The sequence below is a fragment of the Erwinia sp. MYb375 genome (genome assembly GCF_037479175.1).
GTDB classification, from domain to species: domain Bacteria; phylum Pseudomonadota; class Gammaproteobacteria; order Enterobacterales; family Enterobacteriaceae; genus Erwinia; species Erwinia rhapontici.
In genome coordinates this window covers 1,871,643-1,897,507 of sequence record NZ_JBBGZS010000023.1, presented here as the reverse complement: position 1 = coordinate 1,897,507, position 25,865 = coordinate 1,871,643, and the positions used below count along the sequence as shown (strand labels likewise).

Sequence of the window (25,865 nt, the reverse complement as noted above, 5' to 3'; positions counted from 1 at the left end):
CTTACCTGTTTGTGTCTTTTTTTAAAATATAGCGGGGGCGCTGTTTGGCTTCGATGTAAATTCGGCCAATATATTCGCCCAGTACACCGATCCCTATAAGTTGAATGCCACCCAGGAAAAGGATAGAGACAATAATTGACGTGTAGCCATGTACAGGGTTACCAAAGGCAAGCGTGTTGATGATTAGCCAACCACCGTAGATAAAAGAAAATGCTGCTACCGTCAGGCCAATATAAGTCCATACACGTAACGGAAAAGTCGAAAAGCTTGTGATTCCTTCAATGGCCAGGTTCCATAATTTCCAGCCATTGAATTTACTTTTCCCTGCCACTCGCTCTGCTCGGGTATATTCAATGATTGCTATATTACCACCGACCCAACTCAGAATCCCTTTCATAAAAAGGTTTCGCTCGGGCAGTTTTTTTAAATTTTCGACCACAGTATTAGACATCAATCGAAAATCACCGACATTTTCCTCAATGCCTGGCGTACTGATTTTATTGTGAATACGGTAGAACCATTCGGCGGTTTTTCTTTTTAGATGGCCGTCGACCTGGCGGTCGGTTCGTTTAGCAAGCACGATGTCGGCACCCTGCTGCCATTCCTTAATCAAAAGAGGAATAACAGATATTGGGTCCTGAAGATCAACATCAATCGGGATTACTGCATCCCCGGTTGCATGTTCAAGTCCCGCAAAAAGTGCCGGTTCTTTGCCAAAATTACGGGTAAAACTCAGAGGCAAAACCAGCGGATCGGCGACGGCTAGTGCATTGATAATCGATTCCGTTCCATCCTGACTACCATCATTGATAAAGACGATCTCAACTTCATACCCGGCTAACTCTTTTCTCACCGACTGGTAGAAAATAGGTATGGTTTCTTCTTCATTAAATACAGGGACGACGAGAGAAATTTTCATCTTTTTTACCTAAATACGATGTATTTTGACCAGAAAAAACCCATTACGAGGCTAATTGCAGAGAAGGCGACTAACGTAATGACAGGAGGAAGTTGCAAGAAATCACCTGTTTTTCCAACGGCTGCCGCCATCACGCCCATAAATGAGGTGTAAATTAAAAACCGACCGGAAGTCGTCTGGCCTTTAAAAGTAAAACGTGCGTTGGCAAAGAAAGAGAAAGTGACTGCCGTGATGAATGCCACAATGTTTGAGAGAGCCTGGCTTAAGCCTGCGGAGTTAATGATCAGAAATACTGTCCAGTGCAGAGCTGTATTGATAACGCCAACAGAAACATATCTCGCAAATAATTTAACCATGAAATCGTCTTAAATAATGTCACAATAGATCAAGGATACGCCCCGGCCCGGCAGTTGGCTCAGGGCGCAGTCATTATACTCGCGCCCGTGGCTCAAACCAGCTTTTTCACCAGTGCTTCACTGTGGCGAATATGACTGGAGGCACGTTCTGGATCGCGCTGAATCAGTGCCATAAACAGCAGGTCTGTCAGCGCCAGTTGTGCAGTGGTTGAGGAGATAGCGGCGCTGCGCGTTGTCTGCTCTTCTGCAACGGTATACAGGCAGTGGCTGGCCGACTGTTGCAGTGTATTCGGGGTAAAGCCCGTGAAGGCCAGCACGGTTGCGCCAATGCGCTGTGCTTCCTGCGCTGCAAGATTAATCTCGCGGCGTTCACCGGTATAGGAGATGGCCAGCAACACATCACCCACATCTAATGCCTGCACGCTGGACAGCAGCGCATGCATATCCTGCTCGGCCACGGCACTGATGCCAATTTTCATCAGCTTCCAGGAAAAATCTTTCGCCACCAGACCTGAAGCACCAATCCCGACCAGCACAATACGCCTTGCCTGCTTCAGCAGACGCAATGTCTCCAGCAGCATCTCTTCACTGTTAATATCCAGCGTAGCGCGAATGGCAGAGCTTTTCTCGGTGAACAGTTTTTCGCCAACCACTTTCAGCGCATCATCGCTGAGAATATGGTTATGCACGGTAATCGCATCCTTCTCGGCCAGCGATTCACTGAGCGCCAGCTTCAGTGCCGGGAAGCCCTTATAGCCGAGTTTTTGCGCAAATTTCACCACGCTCGACTGACTGACGCCTGATTCATCTGCCAGCTTTTGTGAACTCAGGTGGCGTGCCCGGTCCGGCTGCGACAGCAGGTAGTCAGCCAACCGACGTTCGTTCAGCGCCAGGCTAGGATAAAGCTGACGGATACGCAGCAATGAACTCATCATTTTTCCTCTTGCGAATTCAGGCCCATCATATTGAATTATCTGTAATGATAACATTCAGCAGGCTAAGTCTAACGCGACATTTAATGGTTTCCATGATTAAGAATGGGAAAATGTCTCGTCGCATAGAATAAAATATTCATATATCATAACTTAATTGTGAATTAAAAATTCAAAAGGAGAAATAATGAATCTCGGTTCACTGGTATCAGAAACGCGTAACCCGGACACATTCGACCTCGATAATCTGTCAACACTTGAGATGGTGTCTAAATTTAATCAGCAGGATGCGACCGTGGCTGCGGCCGTTGCCCTGACATTACCGCAGGTTGCAATGGCGGTGGATGCGGCCGCTGCTGCGCTCACCGCGGGCGGACGCCTGATTTATATGGGGGCGGGCACCAGCGGTCGTCTCGGCGTGCTGGACGCATCCGAATGTCCTCCTACCTTTGGGGTGGCGCATGGCGTTATTGTGGGGCTGATTGCCGGTGGCCCTGGTGCGTTACTAAAGGCAGTGGAAGGGGCGGAAGATAACGAGCAGTTGGGCATCAGCGATTTACAGGCGCTGGACCTGACGGTGAACGACATGGTGGTGGGCATTGCCGCATCTGGCAGAACGCCTTACGTCATTGGCGCGTTGCGGTATGCCCGGCAGTTTGGCTGCCGCACTGCGGCGATCTCCTGTAACCCGGACTCACCGATCGCACACGAAGCAGAGATTGCTATTTCACCGGTTGTCGGGCCGGAGGCGCTGACCGGGTCGACCCGTCTCAAGTCCGGTACCGCACAGAAGCTGGTATTGAATATGCTCTCTACTGGCGCCATGGTGAAAATCGGTAAGGTGTACCAGAACCTGATGGTGGACATGCAGGCGACCAATATCAAACTGGTCGACCGTGCGCGGCGTATGGTATCGGAGGCAACGGGTTGTGATGCTCAGCAGGCCGAGACTGCCTTGCAGCAGGTGCAGTACGAAGTAAAGACAGCCATTTTAATGATCCTGGCGGATCTTCCGGCAGAGCAGGCAAAGCAGCGGCTGACACAGCACAAGGGATTTTTACGCGCGGCACTTTCTAACGAATAACGGAAAAAGGATCCTTTATGGACAAATCCACCCGGCTGGCTCAGGCGCTGTTACAGGGCATTGGCGGAGCCGCCAATATTGCCCGACTGGAAAACTGTATGACGCGGGTGCGCGTTGAAGTCATTGATGAGAGCCAACTGGCGCCGGACAAACTGCGTCAGCTGGAGGGGATAAAAGGGTATGTGAAGCAGGGAAGTCAGCATCAGTTTATCGCAGGTCCCGGAGCGGCGGCAAAAGTGACGGACGCGATGCGCGACCTCATCTCATCCGCAGGCGTTATTGCGGCGGGCGACACTGTGCAGCAGAACAAGGCGCAGGCTAAAGCGAAATATCGCGCGCCGCTGAGTGATGCATTGCGTCAGCTGGCGAACGTCTTTATCCCGCTGATCCCGGCATTTATTGCTTCCGGTTTGATCACCGGGCTGATCAATATCATCAAACGCCCTGATATCGTCGGGGATATTGCTACGCAATACCCTAATCTGATCGGTCTGGCAGCGATCTTCGGCAGTGCTGTTTTCACGATAATGAATATTCTGGTTGGGGTGAATACCGCCAGAGTATTTGGCGGTTCCACCGCGCTGGGTGGCGTGATGGCGGGCATTCTCTCCAGCCCCGCACTGGCGCAGATCACGTTGTTTGGTGAGCCGCTACAACCGGGTCGCGGTGGGGTAATAGCGGTTCTGCTGGTGGTGGTACTGATGTGTTGGATTGAAAAACGTCTGCGCCAGCGTCTGCCCGAATCGCTGGAGCTGATCCTCAACCCACTTCTGACTACACTTATTACTGCGTCGCTGGCTATCGTACTGTTACAGCCTGTCGGCGGGATGATCTCTGATACGATTGCCCATGGGGCGACACTGGCGATCGATCGCGGTGGTGTGCTGGTAGGTGCCTTGTTGGCCGGCACCTTCCTGCCACTGGTGCTGACCGGTTTGCATCAGGGGCTGGTGCCGATCCACGTTGAACTGGTACAGGCGCACGGTGCGAATGCGCTGCTGCCGATCCTGGCCATGGCGGGGGTAGGGCAGATTGGCGCATCGCTGGCGGTGCTACTCAAAACACGTAACGCAAGGCTGAAAAAACTGGTCAAAGGTGCACTGCCAGTGGGGATTCTTGGGATTGGCGAACCGTTGATCTTTGGTGTCACCCTGCCGTTGGGGCGCCCGTTTGTTGCCGCCTGCCTCGGCGGTGCCGTTGGCGGAGCGGTAATTAGCTATGCTAAGGTCGCCACGTTGATTACGTTTGGCCTTTCCGGGCTGCCACTGGCACTGACGATTGTGGCCGGTAAAGTCATGATGTATCTGGCAGGCTGGTTGACCGCAGTCATCTGTGGTTTTCTGTTTGCCTGGTTTATGGGCTTCAATGACCCTGAGGAGTAAGGTTTGACAACCAGTCGGGAACGACGCGTGGTATTTTTTGACCTTGATGGCACCCTGCACCAGCAGGATATGTTTGGCACTTTTATGCGCTGGCTATTGTGGCGTCAGCCGCTCAATTTATTGCTGGTGGTGCCACTGTTGCCGGTGACGGGGCTTGGTCTGCTGATTAAAGGTCGTGCGGCGCGCTGGCCGATGAGCCTGCTGTTGTGGTCGATTACGTTTGGCCGCAGTGAAGCACGTCTTGCAGAACGAGAACAGCAGTTTGCCCACTGGTTCCGCCAGCGAGTGACCGCATTTCCCGTGGTGCAGCAGCGGCTGACAGATTATCTCAGCAGTGAAGATGCCGATGTCTGGCTGATCACGGGTTCACCGCAGCCGCTGGTGGAACAGGTCTATTTTGACTCCGCATTTTTGCCGCGCGTTAAATTGATCGCCAGCCAGATGTCACGCGCTTATGGTGGCCGGGTACTCTCGATGCGTTGCCTCGGTCATGAAAAGGTCGCGCAGTTGGAAGAGCAAATTGGCACGCCGTTACAACTTTACAGCGGCTACAGCGACAGTAAGCAGGATAATCCACTGCTGTTTTTCTGCCAGCATCGTTTCCGTGTGACACCTGTAGGTGAGTTGCAACAGTTGGAATAAGCGTCTGGCAGGATAGTCTCTCCGCGACATTTAACGCTATAATGCCGCGCTTTTTTTTGCTGGAGACTCAGGTGACCGACAACAACGATGAATTCTGGATGCGTCACGCGCTTCAACTGGCTCAGCGCGCCTGGGACGAGGGCGAAGTGCCGGTGGGTGCCGTTCTGGTGCATGAAGGAAGGGTGATTGGCGAAGGCTGGAACCGCCCGATTGGTCACCATGACCCAACGGCGCATGCCGAAATGATGGCAATCCGTCAGGGCGGCAAAGTCATTGAAAATTACCGCCTGCTGGATACCACGCTGTATGTCACGCTGGAACCTTGCGTGATGTGCGCGGGGGCGATGGTACACGGTCGTATTGGACGTCTGGTTTTTGGCGCGCGAGATGCAAAAACCGGGGCAGCCGGTTCGTTGCTTGATGTGCTGCGGCACCCGGGGATGAATCATCAGGTGCAGATTGAACAGGGGATCCTGGCTGAAGACTGTGCTGCACTGCTGAGTGACTTCTTCCGCCAGCGGCGTGCCGAAAAGAAGGCGCAGCGCCCGTAGGGGCGGACCTTCTTTTTTCGGTCCGCCTGCCTGAGCTGAGTCATCAGTTCAACGCGATTTTCGCTTCAACCGTTGGATAGCCGTTACCCAGTTCAGCTTCCGTTGCCGCCTGTTGTGCCAGCTTTCTTTCCTGATCTTGCAGATAGCCGACAAGGCTTATCTGGTATTTGCGGATATTTTCCACATAGGCATAGGCTTCATGGCCACGGGCATAGCCGTAACTGGTCTGGCTGTAATAACGTTTCTGGCTGAGCATCGGCAGGCGAATCTTCACGTCGGCCCAGCTATCCGGATTACCCTTCTGTTTATCCGTTAGTTTGCGCGCGTCCAGCATATGGGCGTAACCCATGTTATACGCCGCCAGAGCAAACCAGATACGTTCGTCTTCAGGGATCGTTGGCGGTACCTTTTCCATCATACGCACCAGATACTCACTGCCACCACGAATGCTCTGTTCCGGATCGGTCCTGTCACTGACATTCAGGCTATCCGCCGTATTGCGCGTCAGCATCATCAGGCCACGCACGCCAGTCGGGGAGGTGGCCTGTGGGTTCCAGTGGGACTCCTGGTAAGAGATGGCTGCCAGTAAACGCCAGTCAATAGCCTGCGCGTACTTCTCGAAAAGTGGCTGGAAGTCTGGCAGCGTTCCGTCAATGGCACGCAGGAAGGTGCGAGTATCGACATAATCGAACGTGCCGACGTGCCCCAGGTACTTCTCATCCAGACGGGCCATTGCGCCTTCTTCGCCCATCTGATTAAAGAAGTCGAGTAGCGCCGCATTCATGCTGTCATCCTGTTCACGCTGGACATACCAGGTGACCGGTTCTTCATCCGTGATATCAAAAGCCACTGCCAGCTGTGGATGGATGCGCTGCATCAGCGCGATAGTGACGGAATCTCCCACGGTATAGTCGAGTTTGCCATCGGCTACGGCTTCCAGCAGGCCCTGGGGCGTTTGATCGGTCGAGATCGCCCAGTCAAGATCGGGATATTGATACGCTTTCATTTCACGCAGGGTTGACAGATAAGCCGACCCTGACGCCGCCGTCAGGCGCCCCTTCAGATCGCCCAGGTTTTTCGGCCGTGGGGCACCGATACGGTACACCAGCTGTTGGGAAACAGAATAGTAAGAAGGACCCGCACGAAAACGCGCCAGTCGTTCATTGTTATAAATTAACCCTGCTGCCAGCATGTCGGCTTTATCATCTTCGAGGTCGTCAAACAGATCGCCTAAGTTCGGACGAACGGTGATTTCCAGCTTAACCCCTAAATAATCGGCGAAGCGCTTCGCCAGCTCGTAGTCCATACCCGCTGGGGATTGATTGACTGTGTAGTAAGTCAGCGGAGAATTTATGGTGCTGATACGCAGCACTCCCCGCGATTTTATCTGGGCGATACGATCGGTCGAGCCGCCGTACCACGGTATCGAGGGCCACAGTGCCAGCGCAAGAAGCACGGTGATCAGCCCGACCAGCAGATAATTAAATTTAAGGCGTTTCAAATAGTTATCTCTCGATGGTTCTCAGGTATCTGTCTTCTATGGCAGTATTTATTGTCTATAATTGGTCCTGAGCGTGGGGCATTCTGCTCAACTCCGCGCGGCTCCGCAACTGAAATCCATCTGTTTTGTGCGTTTTTCAGTCAATTCCTTATCGCGATTAATTCTGCGCAAACGGTTTCGTAACCGGTGGGGATTCTCTATAATACCGCCCGTTTTCCCCTGTTGCGCCCAATGAAGCGTCGCCCGGCGCTTCGAGACGAGAGATCTTTAATGATGGAAATTCTGCGTGGTTCGCCCGCTCTGTCGGCATTTCGTATTAACAAACTGCTGACCCGCTTTCAGGATGCTCACCTGCCGGTGAGTGACATTTACGCTGAGTACGTCCATTTTGCCGATGTCAGCGCGCCGCTGAGCGAGGATGAAAAATCCCGTTTGCAGCGCCTGCTGAAATACGGTCCCTCTCTCGCTGAACATACCCCGGAAGGCCGCCTGCTGCTGGTCACTCCGCGTCCTGGCACTATCTCGCCGTGGTCTTCGAAAGCGACAGACATCGCCCACAACTGCGATCTCCCTCAGGTACTGCGTCTTGAGCGCGGCTTAGCCTTCTATGTGCAGGCACCGCAGCTGAGCGAAGCGCAGTGGTCAGAGCTGGCTGGACTGCTGCATGACCGCATGATGGAAACCGTCTTTGCCGATCTGAGCCAGGCCGATGCGCTGTTTGCACATCATCAGCCTGCACCGCTGCAAAGCGTCGACCTGCTGGGTGAAGGCCGCAACGCGCTGGTTCAGGCCAATATTAAACTGGGTCTGGCACTGGCCGATGATGAAATCGACTACCTGCAGGCGGCGTTTGAAAAACTCGGGCGCAACCCGAACGATATCGAGCTGTATATGTTTGCTCAGGCTAACTCTGAGCACTGCCGTCATAAAATCTTCAACGCCGACTGGGTGATTGATGGCAAAACGCAGCCGAAATCGCTGTTCAAGATTATCAAAAACACCTTCGAGAAAACCCCGGACCATGTGCTGTCAGCGTATAAAGACAACGCGGCCGTCATGGAAGGTTCTCAGGTAGGGCGCTTCTACGCCGATCCACAGGGCCGCTATGACTTCCATCAGGAAGATGCGCATATCCTGATGAAGGTTGAAACCCATAACCACCCAACGGCGATTTCTCCGTGGCCGGGTGCCGCGACCGGTTCCGGTGGCGAAATTCGTGATGAAGGCGCAACCGGGCGTGGCGCTAAACCGAAAGCAGGTCTGGTCGGCTTCTCCGTTTCTAACCTGCGCATTCCGGGTTTTGAACAGCCGTGGGAAGAAGATTTCGGTAAGCCGGACCGTATTGTGACGGCACTGGACATCATGACCGAAGGCCCTCTGGGTGGCGCGGCATTTAACAACGAATTTGGTCGTCCGGCGCTGACGGGTTACTTCCGTACCTATGAAGAGCGCGTTAACAGTCATAACGGCGAAGAGCTGCGCGGTTACCACAAGCCGATCATGCTGGCAGGCGGTATCGGTAACATCCGTGCCGACCACGTGCAGAAAGGCGAAATCACCATTGGTGCCAAGCTGATCGTGCTGGGTGGCCCGGCAATGAACATCGGCCTGGGTGGCGGTGCGGCCTCTTCAATGGCCTCTGGCCAGTCTGATGCAGATCTGGATTTCGCCTCCGTACAGCGCGACAACCCGGAAATGGAACGTCGTTGCCAGGAAGTGATTGACCGCTGCTGGCAGCTGGGTGAAGAGAACCCGATTCTGTTTATCCATGACGTGGGCGCGGGCGGCCTGTCCAACGCCATGCCGGAGCTGGTAAGCGACGGCGAGCGCGGCGGGCGTTTCAACCTGCGTGACATCCTTAACGATGAGCCCGGCATGAGCCCGCTGGAAGTGTGGTGTAACGAATCTCAGGAGCGTTATGTTCTGGCAGTATCGCCGGACAGCCTGGCGCTGTTTGATGCGCTGTGTAAACGTGAGCGCGCACCTTACGCCGTGATCGGTGAAGCGACCGAAGAGATGCACCTGTCGCTTGCTGACAGCCATTTCGACAACACACCAATTGATATGCCGCTGGACGTGCTGCTGGGTAAAACCCCGAAAATGACTCGTGACGTGACCACACTGAAAGTGAAAGGTGACGCGCTGGTGCGTGAGGGAATAACTGTTGCAGATGCCGTGAATCGCGTGCTGCACTTGCCAACCGTGGCGGAAAAAACCTTCCTGATCACCATCGGTGACCGTTCGGTAACCGGTATGGTTGCCCGTGACCAGATGGTCGGGCCGTGGCAGATCCCGGTTGCGAACTGTGCGGTAACCACCGCCAGCCTCGACAGCTACTACGGTGAAGCGATGTCGCTGGGCGAACGTGCTCCTGTCGCGCTGCTGGATTTTGCGGCCTCCGGTCGTCTGGCCGTCGGCGAAGCACTCACCAACATTGCGGCAACCGACATTGGCCCACTGACGCGCATCAAGCTGTCAGCCAACTGGATGGCCGCTGCCGGTCACCCGGGTGAAGATGCTGGCCTGTATGAAGCGGTGAAAGCGGTGGGTGAAGAGTTGTGTCCGGCGCTGGGTATCACTATCCCGGTCGGCAAAGACTCTATGTCGATGAAAACCCGCTGGCAACAGGGGAATGAGCAGCGTGAGATGACTTCTCCGCTGTCCCTGGTGATCACCGCGTTTGCCCGTGTGGAAGACGTGCGTAAAACCGTCACCCCGCAGTTGCAGACCGTTGAGAACGCGCTACTGCTGATCGACCTGGGCAAAGGGGTCAACGCCCTCGGCGCAACGGCGCTGTCACAGGTTTACCGTCAGCTGGGTGATAAGCCTGCCGATGTGCGTGATGTGCAGCAACTGGCTGGTTTCTATAATGCCATCCAGGCGCTGGTGGCCGACTCCAAACTGCTTGCCTACCACGACCGTTCTGACGGCGGCCTGCTGGTCACGCTGGCTGAAATGGCCTTCACGGGTCACTGCGGTGTAGACGTCGACATCGCGGCACTGGGCAGCGATAGCCTGGCTGCCCTGTTTAACGAAGAGCTGGGTGCGGTGATTCAGGTCGCAGCGGCCGATCGTGCGGCCGTTGAGCAGGTCTTTGCCGCTCATGGATTAGCTGACTGTGTGCATGTGCTGGGCCAGGCCGTGGAAGGGGATCGTTTTGTGATCACTTCCGGCGGCTCTGCCGTGTACAGCGAAAGCCGTACCACGCTGCGTACCTGGTGGGCTGAAACCACCTGGCAGATGCAGCGTCTGCGCGATAACCCAGTCTGTGCCGATCAGGAGCATGACGCGAAGAAAAACAATCGCGATCCGGGCCTGAATGTGGCACTGACCTTTAAGCCGCAGGAAGATATTGCTGCGCCTTATATTGCGACCGGTGCGCGTCCTAAAGTGGCTGTACTGCGTGAGCAGGGCGTTAACTCCCATGTTGAAATGGCCGCGGCCTTCCATCGTGCCGGGTTTGATGCGGTAGACGTGCATATGAGCGACCTGCTGGCTGGCCGTCGTGGTTTGGATGACGTGCAGGCGCTGGTTGCCTGTGGCGGCTTCTCTTACGGTGACGTGCTGGGTGCGGGTGAAGGCTGGGCGAAGTCGATTCTGTTTAATGCCCGCGTACGTGACGAGTTCGAAACCTTCTTTCACCGTCCACAGACACTGGCACTGGGTGTCTGTAACGGCTGTCAGATGATGTCTAATCTGCGTGAACTGATTCCGGGCAGTGAAGAGTGGCCCCGCTTTGTGCGCAACCAGTCCGAGCGTTTTGAAGCCCGCTTCAGCCTGGTTGAAGTGGCTGCCAGCCCCTCTCTGCTGCTGCACGGCATGGTCGGTTCCCGTATGCCAATCGCCGTATCGCATGGTGAAGGCTTCGTGGAAGTGCGTAATGATGCTCATCTGGCCCAGCTGGAAAACAAAGGTCTGGTGGCGCTGCGCTTCGTGGATAACTTTGGCAAAGTGACCCAGCAGTACCCGGCGAACCCGAACGGTTCTCCGAACGGCATCACGGCGGTGACCAATGAAAGCGGTCGCGTGACCATCATGATGCCGCACCCGGAGCGTGTGTTCCGTACCGTCAGCAACTCATGGCACCCGGCAGAATGGGGCGAAGACAGCCCGTGGATGCGTATCTTCCGCAATGCGCGTAAACAACTGGGCTAACCCTCTGCGTTGGCGAGATGGTAAAAAACTGGCCTGAACGTGTGGCCGGTTTTTTTCGCCCGTCAGAAAGGGAATAGCAGGGGAGTGTTGTCATTTAACAACAAAATAGATTTGAGTTGTCTCTAAAAAGAGACATTTAGTCTATTGATTTTAATGATCAAAATACATTTCATCCGTAAGTGTTGTTATATGACGACACTTAACCGGACCTGATGGTCAAAATTACCTGCCCGATGAATACTTTCAATGTATAAGGTTTTATTTATTAATAGGTTATAAATTTATTTTTAATGTGGCATGTTAATTGCTATAATCATCTCAGTGGCTCATTCACCTGGTTATGACAGCCCTGCGCAAGCGGACAAGTGCTCATAACACCCAGAATGACGCACAATACGGTGCCTGTCGTCCACCCCACCGATAATCGTTCACTTTGTGACGTTATCAAACATCGGACGCAACGTTGAGTAAGGCACCACCTATTCAGTTACGCGGGCTCACCGGCGTAACGCCAGTGGCCGGTTCAGTGAACCGGCCATTTTCATTTTACGCTTTCACACTTTCTTCTCTGCTCACTCTCAGCTAGCATCGCCCTAACTCCTGGAAAGAGAAATTGTGTCGTGAAGAAATGGCGTCTGTTACCGCGATCGCTACGTCAGCTGGTGCTGATGGCGTTTTTGCTGGTGTTATTACCGCTGCTGGTGCTGGCCTGGCAGGCGTGGGAAAGCCTCTCGGCACTGAGCGACCGGGCGGCCGATACCAATCGCACCACGCTGACCGATGTACGTCGCAGCGAAGCCATGGCCCGTACCGCTCTGGAACTGGAGCGTAGCTACCGCCAGTATTGCGTGTTAGATGATCCGATGCTGGCACGCCTCTACCAGACGCAGCGCAGCCGCTATTCGCAAATGCTGGATGCCCACGCCCCGGTACTGCCGGATATTCGTACCTGGCAAAGCCTGCGTCAGAACCTCACTCAACTCAGCCAGATGAAATGTGAAAACAGCAGCCCGGTGTCGCAGGCCGCCGATCAGCTTGAGCTGTTCTCTGCCGCCAACAGTCAACTGGTTCAGGCTACACGTGAAGTGGTGTTCTCACGTGGATTACAACTGCAACGAGAGATTGCCGAACGCGGCCAGTATTTTGGCTGGCAGGCATTGATTCTTTTCCTGCTCAGTCTGGGGCTGGTGGTGCTCTTTACCCGTATGATTATCGGCCCGGTAAAAGCGGTAGAGCGCATGATTAATCGTCTGGGGGAAGGGCGGCCGCTGGGGCACAGTCTGGCGTTCAAAGGCCCGCGTGAGATCCGTTCACTCGGACAGCGTATTATCTGGCTCAGTGAGCGCCTGGCCTGGCTGGAGTCGCAGCGTCATGAGTTTCTCCGCCATATTTCCCATGAATTAAAAACACCGCTGGCCAGCATGCGTGAGGGCACTGAATTGCTGGCTGACGAGGTTGCCGGGCCGCTGACCGCTGACCAGAAAGAGGTGGTCAACATTCTTAATGACAGCAGTCGTCATCTGCAAACGCTAATTGAACAGCTGCTGGACTACAACCGAAAGCTGGCTGATGGCCCGGTAGCGCTGGAAGATGTTCAGCTACGGCCGTTGATCGACTCACTGGTTGCCGCTCACAGCCTCACGGCCCGCGCTAAACAGCTCCATATCAGCATCGATCTCAAGGCTGACAGCTGTCGGGCCGAACCGACGTTGTTGTTGAGGGCAATCGATAATCTTTACTCCAATGCGGTACACTACGGCGCTGAATCTGGACATATCTGGATCCGCAGTCTTCAGCAAGGAAACCGCGTGGTGATTGAGGTGGCAAATACCGGGCCGCCTATTACTGCGGCTGAGCGAGCAATGATCTTTGAACCGTTCTTCCAGGGACATCTGCAGCGCAAAGGCGCGGTAAAAGGCAGCGGACTGGGATTAAGCATTGCGAAAGACTGCCTGCGCCGGCTGCAGGGCGATCTGCAACTGATCGACAGCGTTGATGCTGATGTCTGCTTTCGCATCGAATTAAACACTACCGCCGGGACGTTATCATAATGCAATCATCACGTTTTTCTGCCTTACTGCAACACGGGCGTATGGGCAGACTGACCGGCGCCTTCATACTGGCGTTTGGCCTGCTGGGATGTAGCCAGCAGCCGTCGCAGAAGGTGGCCAGCCGCGCCGATATCACACTGAATGAGCCCGATGTTAAAATCGTCGACTATCAGCTGGTGTCCTGTGAGCATATCTGGGCATTTAACGATGAGGCCGCAACGGGTAATCCTCTTTACTGGCTGCGCACCATTGACTGCGGCATCCGGTTATCGCCAGCCGATGCACGTGCTGAAGCACGGCGCTGGCCAACAGATAACTGGCAGAGTGCCTTCAAACAGGCCGTATTGTTGAATAATGGCAATATTACCCCCGTTGAGCGGCGTCAGTATTTGAACCGCCTGGACAGTTACAGCTATGATTATCCGGCCTCTGTACGCCCGTTGATGATGTTGTGGCGTGAAGGGCAGGGATCGCTTTTACAGCTATCCGAAGAGCGGACGCGTTATGCCCACCTTCAGGAGAGCAGTGATGGCCAACTGGATGGGCTGCGTCAGCAGCAAATCGTCCTAAAGAACGATCTGGCTGTCACCCGCCGTAAACTCGATACGCTGACGGATATTGAACGCCGACTCTCGTCGCGCCGCTCCCCGGATGCCACTGATACCAACAGCCACGGTAATGACAAAAACAACCCGGCTGATAACGCGTCACAGGATGATGAAAATCCATGATCAAAAAGTCGGCACGGTTACTGCTGGTAGATGATGATCCCAGCCTGTTGAAACTGCTGGGGATGCGTCTCAGTAGCGAAGGATTTAGTGTGACTACCGCAGAAAGTGGCCCGGATGCGCTGCGCGTGCTTAACCGCGATACGCTTGATCTGGTGATCAGCGATCTGCGTATGGATGAAATGGACGGTATGGCGCTGTTCGCTGAAATCCAGAAGCTCCAGCCGGGCATGCCAGTGATTATTCTCACTGCCCACGGTTCTATTCCGGATGCAGTGGCGGCCACGCAGCAGGGCGTGTTCAGTTTCCTGACTAAACCGGTCGATCGTGACGCGCTGTACAAAGCGATTGATGATGCTCTGGAGCATCGGGCACCGACCAGCGATGAAGCCTGGCGCGAAAGCATTGTCACCCGCAGCCCGCTGATGCTGCGTCTGCTGGAGCAGGCGCGCATGGTGGCGCAGTCGGATGTCAGCGTACTGATTAACGGACAGAGCGGAACCGGCAAAGAAGTGCTGGCGCAGGCCATCCACGCGGCCAGCCCGCGTGCGGGTAAAGCCTTTATCGCTATTAACTGCGGCGCGTTACCGGAACAACTTCTGGAATCAGAACTTTTTGGCCATGCGAAAGGGGCCTTTACCGGCGCCGTCAGCAGTCGTGAAGGGCTGTTTCAGGCCGCTGAGGGCGGCACGCTGTTCCTCGATGAAATTGGTGATATGCCGCAGGCGTTACAGGTGAAACTGCTGCGTGTCTTGCAGGAGCGTAAAGTGCGCCCGCTTGGCAGTAACCGTGACCTCGACATTGATGTACGTATTATTTCTGCCACCCATCGCGATCTGCCGAAAGCGATGGAAAAGAAAGAGTTTCGCGAAGATCTGTTTTATCGTCTCAACGTGGTGAATCTGAAGATCCCGGCACTGCATGAGCGGGCAGAAGATATCCCCCTGCTGGCCAATCATTTGCTGAAGCAGTCGGCTGAACGGCACAAACCTTTTGTACGTAGCTTTTCCACCGACGCCATGCGACGTTTGATTGCCGCTGCCTGGCCGGGCAACGTCAGGCAGCTGGTGAATGTGATTGAACAGTGTGTCGCGCTGACCTCTGCACCGGTGATTGGCGAGGCGCTGGTGGAACAGGCGCTGGCGGGGGAAAATACTGCGCTACCGACCTTTGCCGAAGCCCGTAACCAGTTCGAACTGAATTATCTGCGTAAATTGTTGCAAATGACTAAAGGCAATGTGACGAACGCGGCAAGGCTGGCGGGGCGTAACCGTACTGAGTTCTATAAACTGTTATCGCGTCACGAGTTGGATGCTGCCGATTTTAAAGAATAATTTTCACTGCGGTAACGCTGCCTGATTATGGTAGTTTAACTGCCTGAAAAGAGACGGACGTCCGGTATACCTCAGACATGTTCGGTCTGCTGCCCGTGCGCAGGCAGACTGAGCGTAACGGGTATATAGTTAACTGATTACCCGTCCGGGCACGGAGGGAGAGAAAAGGGTCTGCCATGAAAAAGATTGATGCAATTATCAAACCGTTCAAACTGGATGACGTGCGCGAAGCGCTGGCGGAAGTCGGCATCACCGGGATGACCGTGACTGAAGTGAAAGGCTTTGGTCGTCAGAAGGGCCACACCGAGCTGTATCGTGGCGCAGAGTACATGGTCGATTTTCTGCCAAAAGTGAAAATCGAAATCGTGATTGCGGACGACATCGTGGATACCTGTGTTGATACCATCATGCGTACGGCGCAGACCGGTAAAATCGGCGACGGTAAAATCTTCGTGTTCGACGTTGCGCGCGTGGTGCGTATTCGTACTGGCGAGGAAGACGAAGAAGCGATCTGATTGTCGTTTCCGGGTCCCCAACGGGCTGACTGCATTGCGCGGTCAGCCCGTTTGCATTTACAGCGCTTTATGCGGGCCGAACACTTCGTAGTGGATGTGTTCTTTTTTAACGCCTAGCTCAAGCAGCCGTTTTTCTTCCGCGGCCATAAAGGCCAGCGGGCCGCAGAGATAATAGTGCATCGCCGGATCGCTGATGCGTGATTCCAGCGGCAGCAAGTTCATCAGCCCACGCTGGTGATATTTCCCTTCATCCTGCGCCTGGGGATGGTTGTACCAGATGTGTTGCCAGAACTGCGGCAACTGCGCGCCCAGCGCGGTCACTTCCTCAGCGAAAGCATGGGTTGCGCCATTCTCCGTGGCGTGCAGCCATTGTACTGTAGCGGGATGCTTGTCTTTCGCCAGTTGGTTCAGCATCGCCAGCATCGGCGTCAGGCCCACGCCACCCGACATCAGGGTCACCGGCGTCTCAGCCGTGATATCAAGGAAGAAATCCCCGGCAGGTGGCGCCAGATGGACGCGCTGGCCGGGCTGCTGCTGATGCAGCCAGCTGGACATGACACCGCCTTCTTCATGGCGCACGGCAATACGATAGTCACGGCCGTTGGGCGTGCGCGTCAGGGAATACTGGCGAATCTCCTGATTCTCAAAACCCGGGGCTTTCACCCATACCGCCAGATACTGCCCGGCTTTATAGTCTGCGACCGGTTGGCCATCGACGGGAGTCAGGATAAAACTTTTGATCACGGAACTCTGCGGGACGATCTCGCTGATAACAAATTCACGATGGCCACCGCGCCAGCCGCCGACTTTTTCTTCGGATTCTTCATAAATCTGCTCCTCACGCTGAACAAAAATTCCGGCCAGTACGCCGTAAGCTTTGCCCCAGGCTGCCAGCACCTCTTCACCCGGATTCAGAAGTTCATCAATACTTGCCAGCAGATGCTCACCCACGATCGGATAGTGATCGGGACGAATAGCAAAACTGGTGTGCTTTTGCGCGATTTTCTCTACGGCAGGACCCAGCGCGGCGAGGTTATCCAGATTGCTGGCGTAGGCGCAGATGGCATTAAACAGCGCTTCCGGCTGATTACCTGTGCTCTGGTTGCTCATATTAAAGATGTCTTTCAGTTCTGGATTATGGGTAAACATCCGCTGATAGAAATGCGAGGTCAGACGAGGGCCGAGTGCAGCAACGGCGGGGATAGTAGATTTAACGATGGCAATGGTTTGGCTGTCCAGCATGGTGTGCTCCTTAGCAAGAATTTAAACATGTATTTAAAATGCATGTTATTCGCAACATGCTGCGCTGTAAATACACCTTTAGAGTGAGAGGGTATTTTTCCGCACGCGATGTACGGTCTTATTGAAAAAACAGCATCTGGCAGATGAGGAGAATTCCTTATCCGGGACTTGCAAAGAACAGTAACTAACCCTTGCTACACCTGTAGCCAATCGTTTGCGTAAAAAGGCAGTGGTTAAGCTATTCAACAGGTGCATAAACAGTTTAAACTATTGCCCATCGCTCCCCAGAGGGGGCATTCATTATTGCAAGTCAGTTGAGTCAGGAGATGCAAATGTTAAAACGTGAAATGAACATTGCCGATTACGATGCGGATTTATGGCAGGCGATGGAGCAGGAGAAAGTGCGTCAGGAAGAGCACATCGAGCTGATTGCTTCAGAGAACTACACCAGCCCACGTGTTATGCAGGCTCAGGGATCTCAGCTGACCAACAAGTACGCTGAAGGTTATCCGGGCAAGCGCTACTACGGTGGTTGTGAGTACGTGGATATCGTTGAGCAGCTGGCTATCGACCGTGCTAAAGCCCTGTTTGGTGCAGACTACGCCAACGTGCAGCCGCACTCCGGTTCTCAGGCTAACTTCGCGGTGTACACTGCGCTGTTGCAGCCGGGCGATACCATTCTGGGTATGAACCTGGCACACGGCGGTCACCTGACTCACGGTTCCCCGGTTAACCTGTCTGGTAAACTGTATAACGTCATCCCTTACGGCATCGACGAGACCGGCCAGATTGATTACAACGAACTGGCTGAACTGGCGAAAAAACACCAGCCGAAAATGATCGTAGGCGGTTTCTCTGCTTACTCTGGCGTGTGCGACTGGGCAAAAATGCGCGAAATTGCAGATACCGTTGGCGCTTATCTGTTCGTTGATATGGCACACGTGGCGGGTCTGATTGCGGCTGATGTTTACCCTAACCCGGTTCCTCATGCGCACATCGTGACGTCCACCACGCATAAAACCCTGGCAGGCCCACGTGGCGGCCTGATCCTCGCGGCTGGCGGCGACGAAGACCTGTACAAAAAACTGAACTCTGCTGTCTTCCCGGGGGGCCAGGGCGGCCCGCTGATGCACGTTATCGCGGGTAAAGCGGTTGCGTTTAAAGAAGCAATGGAGCCTGAGTTCAAAACCTACCAGCAGCAGGTGGCTAAAAACGCTAAAGCGATGGTGGAAGTGTTCCTGGCGCGCGGCTACAACGTGGTTTCTGGCGGTACGCACAACCACCTGTTCCTGCTGGACCTGGTAGACAAAAACCTGACCGGTAAAGAAGCTGACGCAGCGCTGGGCCGTGCCAACATTACCGTGAACAAAAACAGCGTGCCTAACGATCCGAAAAGCCCGTTTGTGACGTCAGGTATTCGTATCGGTTCCCCGGCCGTCACCCGTCGCGGTTTTAAAGAAGCAGAAGTCCGCGAACTGGCTGGCTGGATCAGTGATATTCTCGACAATATCAATGATGAAGGCGTGAGCGAGCGCGTGAAGAAGCAGGTGCTGGAAATCTGTGCACGCTTCCCTGTATATGCCTAAATTCGTCCTCATCTCCTGATTTAATCGGAGCCTGAGTACAGATAGCGGGACACGACAGTGTCCCGCTATTTTTTTATCCTGTGCGGCGGTGTACATTAGCCTCCACTTTGTCGGAGGGAAAATGACGATACGTTCCACGTACTGGCTTGGACTGAGCTACTTCACCTATTTCTTTGCCTATGGCGTCTATTTACCGTTCTGGGGCGTCTGGCTAAAAGACAGCGGCCTGCAACCGGAAAAAATCGGCCTGCTGCTGGGCTGCGGCATGATTGCCCGCTTTGCCGGTAGCCTGCTTATCGCCTCACGCGTCACTAACCCTTCACGACTGATTAGCGTCCTGCGCCTGCTGGCTTCGCTGACGCTGTTATTTGCGCTGGGCTTCTGGGCGGGTTCCCAGTGGGTGTGGCTGCTGCTGGTGATGGTCGGATTCAATCTGTTCTTCTCACCGCTGGTGCCGTTGAGCGATGCGCTGGCCGCCACCTGGCAGCGACAGATCGCTCTGCCTTACGGTCCCGTGCGGCTGTGGGGTTCCCTGGCGTTTGTGATCAGTTCGGCGCTTACCGGTGTGCTGGTGACGCATTTTTCCTATCACGCGATCCTGATGCTGCTGTGCGTGGGATGCGGGGCGATGATCGCAGGCATGATGCTACGTCCGGCGGTGATGCCGCAGGGGATGGAAAAACAAACCGAACATAGCGGATGGGCGCAGTGGAAGCAGATGCTCAGTGAAACCGCCGTCTGGCGCTTCCTGCTGTGCGTGACGCTGATGCAAGGGGCGCATGCCGCCTACTACGGCTTCAGTGCCATTTACTGGCAGGAAGCAGGCTACTCGTCGAGCATTGTGGGCTATTTATGGTCGCTGGGCGTCGTGGCGGAAATCGTGGTGTTTGCCGCCAGCAACCGGCTGTTCCGTCGCTGGAGCGCACGCGATCTGCTGTTACTCTCCTGCGTGTGTGCTGTTTTACGCTGGAGTATTATGGCGTCATCCACGGAACTGGGATGGTTGGTTGTCGCACAAATCCTGCACTGTGGTAGTTTCACTATTTGTCACCTGGCGGCTATGCGCTTTATCGCTGCCCGCGATGGCAGTGAGGTGATCCGCTTACAGTCAGTCTATTCAGCGCTGGCGATGGGCGGCGGCATTGCTCTGATGACCATGGTGTGTGGTGTGCTGTTCCAGCACCTGCAAGGCGGCGTGTTCTGGGTGATGGCATTGCTGGTTGTACCTGTGCTGTTCCTGCGACCCAAAGTGACCTGATTACGACTCCAGCAGCAGGCGAATACTGCGCTGCTGGTGTTCACCCAGTGGCAGTTCAGCATGGATCAGCGGCGGTGAATAGAGCGGCAGCGGCGTGGCATAAGGCGTGATCACCAGTGCGATCCCTTTCGGTGCGCTGTGGCGCTGAAAGTCGGCAACATCCTGGTACTTAATCGTCAGCGGCAACAGCGTCAGTTCACGCAGCTGCTGCTCAACCTGCTGCTCCAGTTCGCTATCACGGCCAATCAATAACAGTACCTGCTTCTCTTGCAAGGCACTTTCCTGCAGCAGCCATGCGCCAAAAATAATCGCAATCAGGCCCATCTCTTCATCGGTGAATTGCACGCTGTATTGCTGTTCCAGCGCGGCGATAGCCTCACGCGTGGTACGCAACAAACGCGGGTACTGCTGGGCGATGTCGTCAACCAGATTATGATCGATGCCGATGGAGAACAGAGTACGCTCCAGCGCCTGCGCAAGATGCGTATAAAGTTGTGCGCTGAGCCCCGCATCATTACTGAATACCATGCCGGACAATGCCTGAAAACGCTGAATTAACAATTGCACGGACTGGAGAAGTTGGCGTTCATGAGCGCTGAGGGTGTGTTGTATCTGGGGAATATGTAGTTGGCTGAAGAGCAGGGCGAGTAACGCAACCTCATTAACCGCCGCCTGATAGCCGCGTTTACTCCAGCAGCGAGCAATTGCCTGTGCCAGTGAAAACTCCGGTTTGCCTTCGATCCAGTGCAACTGCGGTGCGGTAAAGTCCGGCTGGCAGTGCCAGGCGAGAGCATAGCGCAGCCAGACCTGTAAAAATTGGGTATCGCGAGCGCTGAACTCGCGGTCCAGATGAAGTGAACAATACTGGACCAGTGCTGCCAGATTATGCTCATCGTACAAGGCCTTATCCACTGGCAGCGTCTGAAGCTGTTGCTTAATGACGGAGGAAAAGTCGTTATGGATAAACGCCGGAGACAACCGCAGTGCCCGCCGTAAGTTATGCAGCAGGCACAGACGCTGATCTAAATGCGTTCCATAAAGACGCAACGCGCCCAGCTCATCCAGCTCGATGGCAAGATGGTGATAGCGCTGGATTTCCTCTCCCACCTCCGCTATATCTTGCCGGGTTACGGCGTGATCCACACCGTTAAGCTGGCAAACCGATTCCACAGTGACGACGGATTCAGGCAGGCAGAGCATTAAAAGCAGGTGGCAACGGCGCTGTGGACTGGAGAGGACAGACATTTCAGGTGAGTGTGTACTCATCATCTGTGATCCCAGTAGCGATTGATTATGCTAAGAATAGCCTGAGCCGCCAGCACTGTGGTCATTCGAGCCAGTTTTATTCAGAGCTTTTAAGACAGGTCACAAAAATAATCGACAAAAACTGGAGTGGGGTTTAATTTGTTACATTATAACAGGTGTGCCGTGGGGGCCGCAGGGCTGATAATCGTTTTGTCCCCGGTTGCCATGGCGCATCCGCACAGCTTTATCGATATGCAGACCACACTGGTTCATCAGGGCGATCGGCTCACCGGCCTGAAAATGCGCTGGGTGATGGATGAAATCACCTCTGCTGACCTGTTATACGATGCCGGAACGGCAAAACCGGATTCAGTGGTTTGGAAAAAACTGGCGGCAGAAGTGATGGCCAATGTGTTAGGCCAGCATTACTTCAGCGAATTCTGGCACCAGAAGCAGCCGGTAAAATTCGATAATCTGCCGCCGGAATACCATCTTTCGCGGCAGGGGCATCAGGCGGTGCTGGAGTTTATTCTGCCGCTGGCACATCCGCAGGCGCTAAAAGGCCAGCGATATACGTTTTCCACTTTTGATCCCACTTACTTTGTAGATATGTATTACGACTCTGAAAAAGCACTGACAGTCCCGGCAGAACTGGCATCACAATGTCATTTCGAGCTGCAAACCCCCAAACCGGATGCCTCCCTGCAAGCCTATGCGCTGTCACTGGATAAAGCGGATGCGCCAGCGGAAGAGATGGATCTTGGTCGCCAGTTTGCCCAGACGGTGACGCTGATATGTCAGTAAATGACCTCAGCCGCGCTCCGCGCAGAGGGGCGATGTGGCCGTTCGCGCTGTTGATGGTAGGGATGCTCCTGGGAGGGCTGTGGGTTTGGCGGCACTGGCCGCAAATCCTCTTGCAGAGCATTCTGTGGCAGAAGAATCTGCATCAGCAGATGACAGGGCTGTTACAACAGGTTGCCAGCAATCCTCATCAGGCCGGGCTGGCGCTAATGGGGTTCAGTCTGCTCTATGGCGTATTACATGCTCTCGGTCCCGGGCATGGCAAAGTGGTGATCGCGACCTTTCTTGCTACCCACCCGACGAAAATGAAAACCAGCCTGCAACTGACGCTGGCCGCGGCTGTGGTACAGGGGGCTGTGGCGATTGCGCTGGTGACGATAATGCTGGGCGTGTTGCAACTCTCTTCCCGCCAGATGCATCTCAGCAGCTACTGGCTGGAAAAAGGGAGCTATCTACTGGTGATCGGCCTGGGTCTGTGGCTGTGCTGGCGAGCCCTGAAAAAATTGTGGCTGCAGCTGCGCCCGGCACCTGTCCGAATGACCATCACCCGTATTTTGCCTGCGGGGCATCAGCACAGTGAACACTGTGGCTGTGGGCATCAGCACGTGCCGGACAGTGCGATGTTGTCACAGGCGACGGGATGGAAAACGAAGGTGGCGGTGGTACTGTCGATGGGGTTACGACCCTGCTCGGGGGCCATTATGATGTTGCTGTTTTCAAAGGTGATCGGTGTTTACTTCTGGGGGGTGCTATCCGCGCTGGTGATGGCGGTGGGAACGGCGTTAACGGTATCGTGCATGGCGCTGGTGGTACAGCTCTCGCGCTCCCTCGCACGGCGTTTAACACGTAATACAGGATCTGCTGCCTGGCATGTAGTGGCATTGAACTGTCTGGCTCTGACCGGTGGCGTACTGCTGATTGCCGCTGGAGCCATGCTGTGGCTGAGTGCGCAACCCGCGATGTCCGGCGGTATCCGGCCGATGTTCCTGCAGTAAATCTTGCGCAGGGGGCAGGCATGCCTGACTCAGGGCGCGGCATGCCGCGCCCCTGGGACGAATTAACGCTTCAGCGCTTCACTCAGTTCATCACGCATGTTGGCCAGCATCGCTTTCACGACGCGTGGGTTACCTGCAACGATGTTACCTGAATGCATATAACCATGCGCGCCAACAAAGTCAGTCACCAGACCGCCAGCTTCACGCACCAGCAGCTCACCCGCGGCGAAATCCCATGGCTTCAGACCAATCTCGAAGTAACCGTCCACGCGACCCGCAGCCACATAGGCCAGATCCAGCGCAGCAGATCCGGTGCGACGGAAGTCAGCACACTGGGTGAACAGTTTGCCGAGGATATTGATATACGGAGTGGCGTGCTGCTTCAGTTTGAACGGGAAGCCGGTGGCCAGAATGGTGCCATCCAGATCGCGGGCGGTGCCGCCGCGCAGACGATAGCCGTTAAGCTGGGTGCCCTGGCCGCGTACGGCGCTGAACAGTTCATTACGCATTGGATCGTAAACAACGGCAACTTCAGTACGGCCTTTGATGCGGACAGCAATAGAAATACAGAAGTGGGGAAGGCGTTTGATGTAGTTGGTGGTGCCATCCAGTGGATCGATAACCCATTGCACATCCTGGTCTTCGCCTGGCAGTTCACCGCACTCTTCAGAGATGATGGTGTGCTGTGGGTAAGACTTGCGGATCACTTCAATAATCTGGCGTTCCGCTTCACGGTCAACATTGGTGACAAAGTCATTGCTGCCTTTCTGGCTGGCTTCGACGGAGTCCGGGGTTTCATAGTGCTTGGCAATTACGTTTCCGGCCTTGCGCGCAGCGCGCACGGCAATGTTGAGCATTGGATGCATAGTTAAGTTTCGTCTCGCTGGATGTTAAAGAACGGTCTCGCCTTCATATCTGATGCGGCAACGGCGTTGGCTGTGTTCACTCACCCGAATCACTTACTTTAGTAAGCTCACGGGATTCGTTTTCTTGCCGCCTTATTGCCACTTCAGCTATTTTGGCCAGCTATCAATGTCTGATATAAATCGGCGCGTAGTATAGCAGGGCAGAACGGCAAATGTCCTGGAAATATGTTAGCATCGTCGAATTAACTCTCAGACCCCAGAATCCTTATGCTGCAAAATATCCGAATTGTGCTGGTGGAGACCTCTCACACTGGCAACATGGGCTCTGTCGCTCGTGCGATGAAAACCATGGGTTTAACGAACCTTTATCTTGTCAATCCTCTGGTCAAACCGGACTCACAGGCTATTGCCCTGGCGGCCGGTGCCAGCGATGTGATTGGCGATGCGAAAATTGTCGACACTTTCGATGAAGCGATTGCCGGGTGTGGCCTGGTGGTCGGCACCAGTGCGCGCTCGCGCTCTCTGCCGTGGCCGATGCTCGACCCACGCGAGTGCGGTTTAAAAAGTGTGGAAGAGGGCCAACAAGCGCCTGTTGCACTGGTATTTGGTCGCGAACGTGTTGGCCTGACCAACGAAGAATTGCAGAAGTGCCACTATCACGTCGCCATTGCCGCTAACCCTGACTATAGCTCGCTGAACCTGGCGATGGCTGTGCAGGTCATTACCTATGAAGTGCGTATGGCATATTTGCAGTCGCTGGAAGCGGCGCAGGAAGCTCCGGTTGAGTCACCGTATCCACTGGTCGATGATCTTGAGCGCTTCTATCAGCATATGGAAAAAATGATGATCGGCAGCGGTTTTATCCGCGAAGCCAGCCCGGGGCAGGTGATGAGTAAAATGCGCCGCCTGTTTACCCGTGCACGTCCTGAACGTGACGAACTGAATATCCTGCGTGGGATGCTCGCCTCGCTGGAGAAGCCACGGGGCGAGTAAGGGCGTATCGGTGAATAAAATAACAGCATAATAGTTGAGTGTTTTACTTGGTTAAATAGTTGAGTGTTTTAGTAGGTTAAATACTTGACCAATTTAGTCGGGAATGTCAGACTTGCGTCCATATTTTGTTAACACCCATCCAGGGCTATAACTGAGGTTGTAAACGCCATGAGACTGACATCCAAAGGCCGTTATGCTGTTACCGCTATGCTTGATGTTGCACTGCACTCCCACGAAGGCCCGGTGCCTTTAGCGGATATTTCAGAGCGTCAGGGCATTTCCCTTTCTTATCTTGAGCAGCTGTTCTCCCGTCTGCGTAAGAATGGTCTGGTGGCCAGCGTACGTGGTCCGGGTGGGGGTTATCTGCTGGGCAAAGGCTCTGATGCCATCGCCGTGGGCGCAGTGATTACTGCCGTTGACGAATCTGTTGATGCCACTAAATGTCAGGGTAAAGAAGGCTGCCAGGGCGGCGAGCGTTGCCTGACTCACGTGCTTTGGCGTGATCTGAGTGAGCGCATCAGCGACTTCCTCAACAACATTACACTGGCAGAACTGGTCAACAACCAGGAAATCCTGGAAGTGGCTGACCGTCAGAACAGCAATGAAATCCGTCGTGCGCCAAACGGCCGCATGCAGGAAACCATTAACGTCAATCTGCGCGCCTGATCGCAGTCCGGGCGGGGTTTGTTCTCCGCCCCCGGAAATGAATAAAAGGCCTGACGGGCCTTT

General features: G+C 54.5%; 22 protein-coding genes. 15 read left to right on the top strand and 7 right to left on the bottom strand.

All coding sequences use genetic code 11. The annotated features are described in order from the left end of the window. Position 1: 1 nt before the first annotated feature. The 3 genes from WH279_RS21480 to WH279_RS21470 form a co-directional block, all read right to left on the bottom strand. Entirely contained in the window at positions 2–919 is a 918-nt protein-coding gene (locus tag WH279_RS21480; RefSeq protein ID WP_339458568.1) for a glycosyltransferase family 2 protein, read from the bottom strand. 5 nt (positions 920–924) lie between these two features. Continuing rightward, positions 925–1,275 carry a GtrA family protein gene (locus WH279_RS21475; protein WP_339458566.1) on the bottom strand — a complete coding sequence of 117 codons (351 nt, stop codon included), beginning with the start codon at positions 1,273–1,275 and terminating at the stop codon, positions 925–927. Between the two features lie 92 nt (positions 1,276–1,367). After that, on the bottom strand, positions 1,368–2,207 hold the full coding sequence (locus WH279_RS21470; RefSeq protein ID WP_133845964.1) for a MurR/RpiR family transcriptional regulator: 840 nt from the start codon (positions 2,205–2,207) through the stop codon (positions 1,368–1,370). A gap of 187 nt (positions 2,208–2,394) precedes the next feature. Between WH279_RS21470 and murQ the strand changes: the two genes are divergently transcribed. The 4 genes from murQ to tadA are packed head-to-tail and all read left to right on the top strand — an operon-like array spanning position 2,395 to position 5,866. Beyond that, positions 2,395–3,291, top strand: a complete 897-nt coding sequence (murQ, locus tag WH279_RS21465) for an N-acetylmuramic acid 6-phosphate etherase (RefSeq protein ID WP_339458563.1) — start codon at positions 2,395–2,397, stop codon at positions 3,289–3,291. A 17-nt stretch (positions 3,292–3,308) separates the two neighbouring features. After that, positions 3,309–4,673 (top strand): PTS transporter subunit EIIC, encoded by a 1,365-nt coding sequence (locus WH279_RS21460; RefSeq protein ID WP_339458561.1) that lies wholly within the window; start codon positions 3,309–3,311, stop codon positions 4,671–4,673. A gap of 3 nt (positions 4,674–4,676) precedes the next feature. Then, positions 4,677–5,315, top strand: a complete 639-nt coding sequence (gene yfhb, locus WH279_RS21455) for a phosphatidylglycerophosphatase C (protein ID WP_133845842.1) — start codon at positions 4,677–4,679, stop codon at positions 5,313–5,315. 41 nt (positions 5,316–5,356) lie between these two features. After that, positions 5,357–5,866, top strand: a complete 510-nt coding sequence (gene tadA / locus WH279_RS21450; RefSeq protein ID WP_339458559.1) for a tRNA adenosine(34) deaminase TadA — start codon at positions 5,357–5,359, stop codon at positions 5,864–5,866. Between the two features lie 43 nt (positions 5,867–5,909). On the opposite strand, the gene mltF is transcribed toward tadA, so the two are convergent. Next, positions 5,910–7,367 (bottom strand): membrane-bound lytic murein transglycosylase MltF, encoded by a 1,458-nt coding sequence (mltF, locus tag WH279_RS21445; RefSeq protein WP_200643643.1) that lies wholly within the window; start codon positions 7,365–7,367, stop codon positions 5,910–5,912. A 270-nt stretch (positions 7,368–7,637) separates the two neighbouring features. On the opposite strand from mltF, the gene purL reads away from it, so the two are divergent. The 5 genes from purL (at position 7,638) to glnB (ending at position 16,150) form a co-directional block, all read left to right on the top strand. Then, entirely contained in the window at positions 7,638–11,522 is a 3,885-nt protein-coding gene (gene purL / locus WH279_RS21440) for a phosphoribosylformylglycinamidine synthase (RefSeq protein ID WP_339458555.1), read from the top strand. Positions 11,523–12,142: 620 nt separating this feature from the next. Further along, positions 12,143–13,573, top strand: coding sequence for a sensor histidine kinase (locus WH279_RS21435; RefSeq protein ID WP_339458552.1), 1,431 nt, complete (start codon positions 12,143–12,145; stop codon positions 13,571–13,573). Continuing rightward, a complete protein-coding gene (gene qseG, locus WH279_RS21430) occupies positions 13,573–14,304 on the top strand; it encodes a two-component system QseEF-associated lipoprotein QseG (RefSeq protein ID WP_339458550.1) in 732 nt (243 codons plus the stop codon). The genes WH279_RS21435 and qseG overlap by 1 nt, the downstream gene beginning before the upstream one ends. Further along, a complete protein-coding gene (glrR, locus tag WH279_RS21425; RefSeq protein WP_200643639.1) occupies positions 14,301–15,635 on the top strand; it encodes a two-component system response regulator GlrR in 1,335 nt (444 codons plus the stop codon). Before qseG ends, glrR begins: the two co-directional genes overlap by 4 nt. 176 nt (positions 15,636–15,811) lie before the next feature. Continuing rightward, positions 15,812–16,150, top strand: coding sequence for a nitrogen regulatory protein P-II (gene glnB / locus WH279_RS21420; RefSeq protein ID WP_062744629.1), 339 nt, complete (start codon positions 15,812–15,814; stop codon positions 16,148–16,150). Positions 16,151–16,207: 57 nt separating this feature from the next. Here the strand turns inward: glnB and hmpA are convergent, their stop codons facing one another. Then, the gene (gene hmpA, locus WH279_RS21415; protein WP_200643638.1) at positions 16,208–17,392 is read right to left on the bottom strand and encodes an NO-inducible flavohemoprotein; all 1,185 of its coding nucleotides are present in this window, start codon (positions 17,390–17,392) and stop codon (positions 16,208–16,210) included. Positions 17,393–17,724: 332 nt separating this feature from the next. Here hmpA and glyA point away from each other — a divergent pair, with 332 nt between their 5' ends. Continuing rightward, on the top strand, positions 17,725–18,978 hold the full coding sequence (glyA, locus tag WH279_RS21410) for a serine hydroxymethyltransferase (RefSeq protein ID WP_133845850.1): 1,254 nt from the start codon (positions 17,725–17,727) through the stop codon (positions 18,976–18,978). A 121-nt stretch (positions 18,979–19,099) separates the two neighbouring features. Further along, on the top strand, positions 19,100–20,236 hold the full coding sequence (locus WH279_RS21405; RefSeq protein WP_339458543.1) for a 3-phenylpropionate MFS transporter: 1,137 nt from the start codon (positions 19,100–19,102) through the stop codon (positions 20,234–20,236). On the opposite strand, the gene csiE is transcribed toward WH279_RS21405, so the two are convergent. Beyond that, a complete protein-coding gene (gene csiE, locus WH279_RS21400) occupies positions 20,237–21,505 on the bottom strand; it encodes a stationary phase inducible protein CsiE (RefSeq protein WP_200643636.1) in 1,269 nt (422 codons plus the stop codon). A 201-nt stretch (positions 21,506–21,706) separates the two neighbouring features. Between csiE and WH279_RS21395 the strand changes: the two genes are divergently transcribed. Both WH279_RS21395 and WH279_RS21390 read left to right on the top strand, forming a co-directional pair. Then, entirely contained in the window at positions 21,707–22,285 is a 579-nt protein-coding gene (locus WH279_RS21395) for a DUF1007 family protein (RefSeq protein WP_234472456.1), read from the top strand. Then, on the top strand, positions 22,276–23,277 hold the full coding sequence (locus tag WH279_RS21390; RefSeq protein ID WP_339458540.1) for a nickel/cobalt transporter: 1,002 nt from the start codon (positions 22,276–22,278) through the stop codon (positions 23,275–23,277). The genes WH279_RS21395 and WH279_RS21390 overlap by 10 nt, the downstream gene beginning before the upstream one ends. 62 nt (positions 23,278–23,339) lie before the next feature. Here the strand turns inward: WH279_RS21390 and suhB are convergent, their stop codons facing one another. After that, complete coding sequence (gene suhB / locus WH279_RS21385; protein ID WP_133845855.1) at positions 23,340–24,143, bottom strand: inositol-1-monophosphatase; 804 nt, start codon at positions 24,141–24,143, stop codon at positions 23,340–23,342. A gap of 267 nt (positions 24,144–24,410) precedes the next feature. Between suhB and trmJ the strand changes: the two genes are divergently transcribed. After that, positions 24,411–25,136, top strand: a complete 726-nt coding sequence (gene trmJ / locus WH279_RS21380; protein ID WP_200643633.1) for a tRNA (cytosine(32)/uridine(32)-2'-O)-methyltransferase TrmJ — start codon at positions 24,411–24,413, stop codon at positions 25,134–25,136. A gap of 168 nt (positions 25,137–25,304) precedes the next feature. Further along, the gene (gene iscR, locus WH279_RS21375; RefSeq protein ID WP_133845857.1) at positions 25,305–25,802 is read left to right on the top strand and encodes a Fe-S cluster assembly transcriptional regulator IscR; all 498 of its coding nucleotides are present in this window, start codon (positions 25,305–25,307) and stop codon (positions 25,800–25,802) included. The last annotated feature ends 63 nt before the right edge of the window (positions 25,803–25,865 follow it).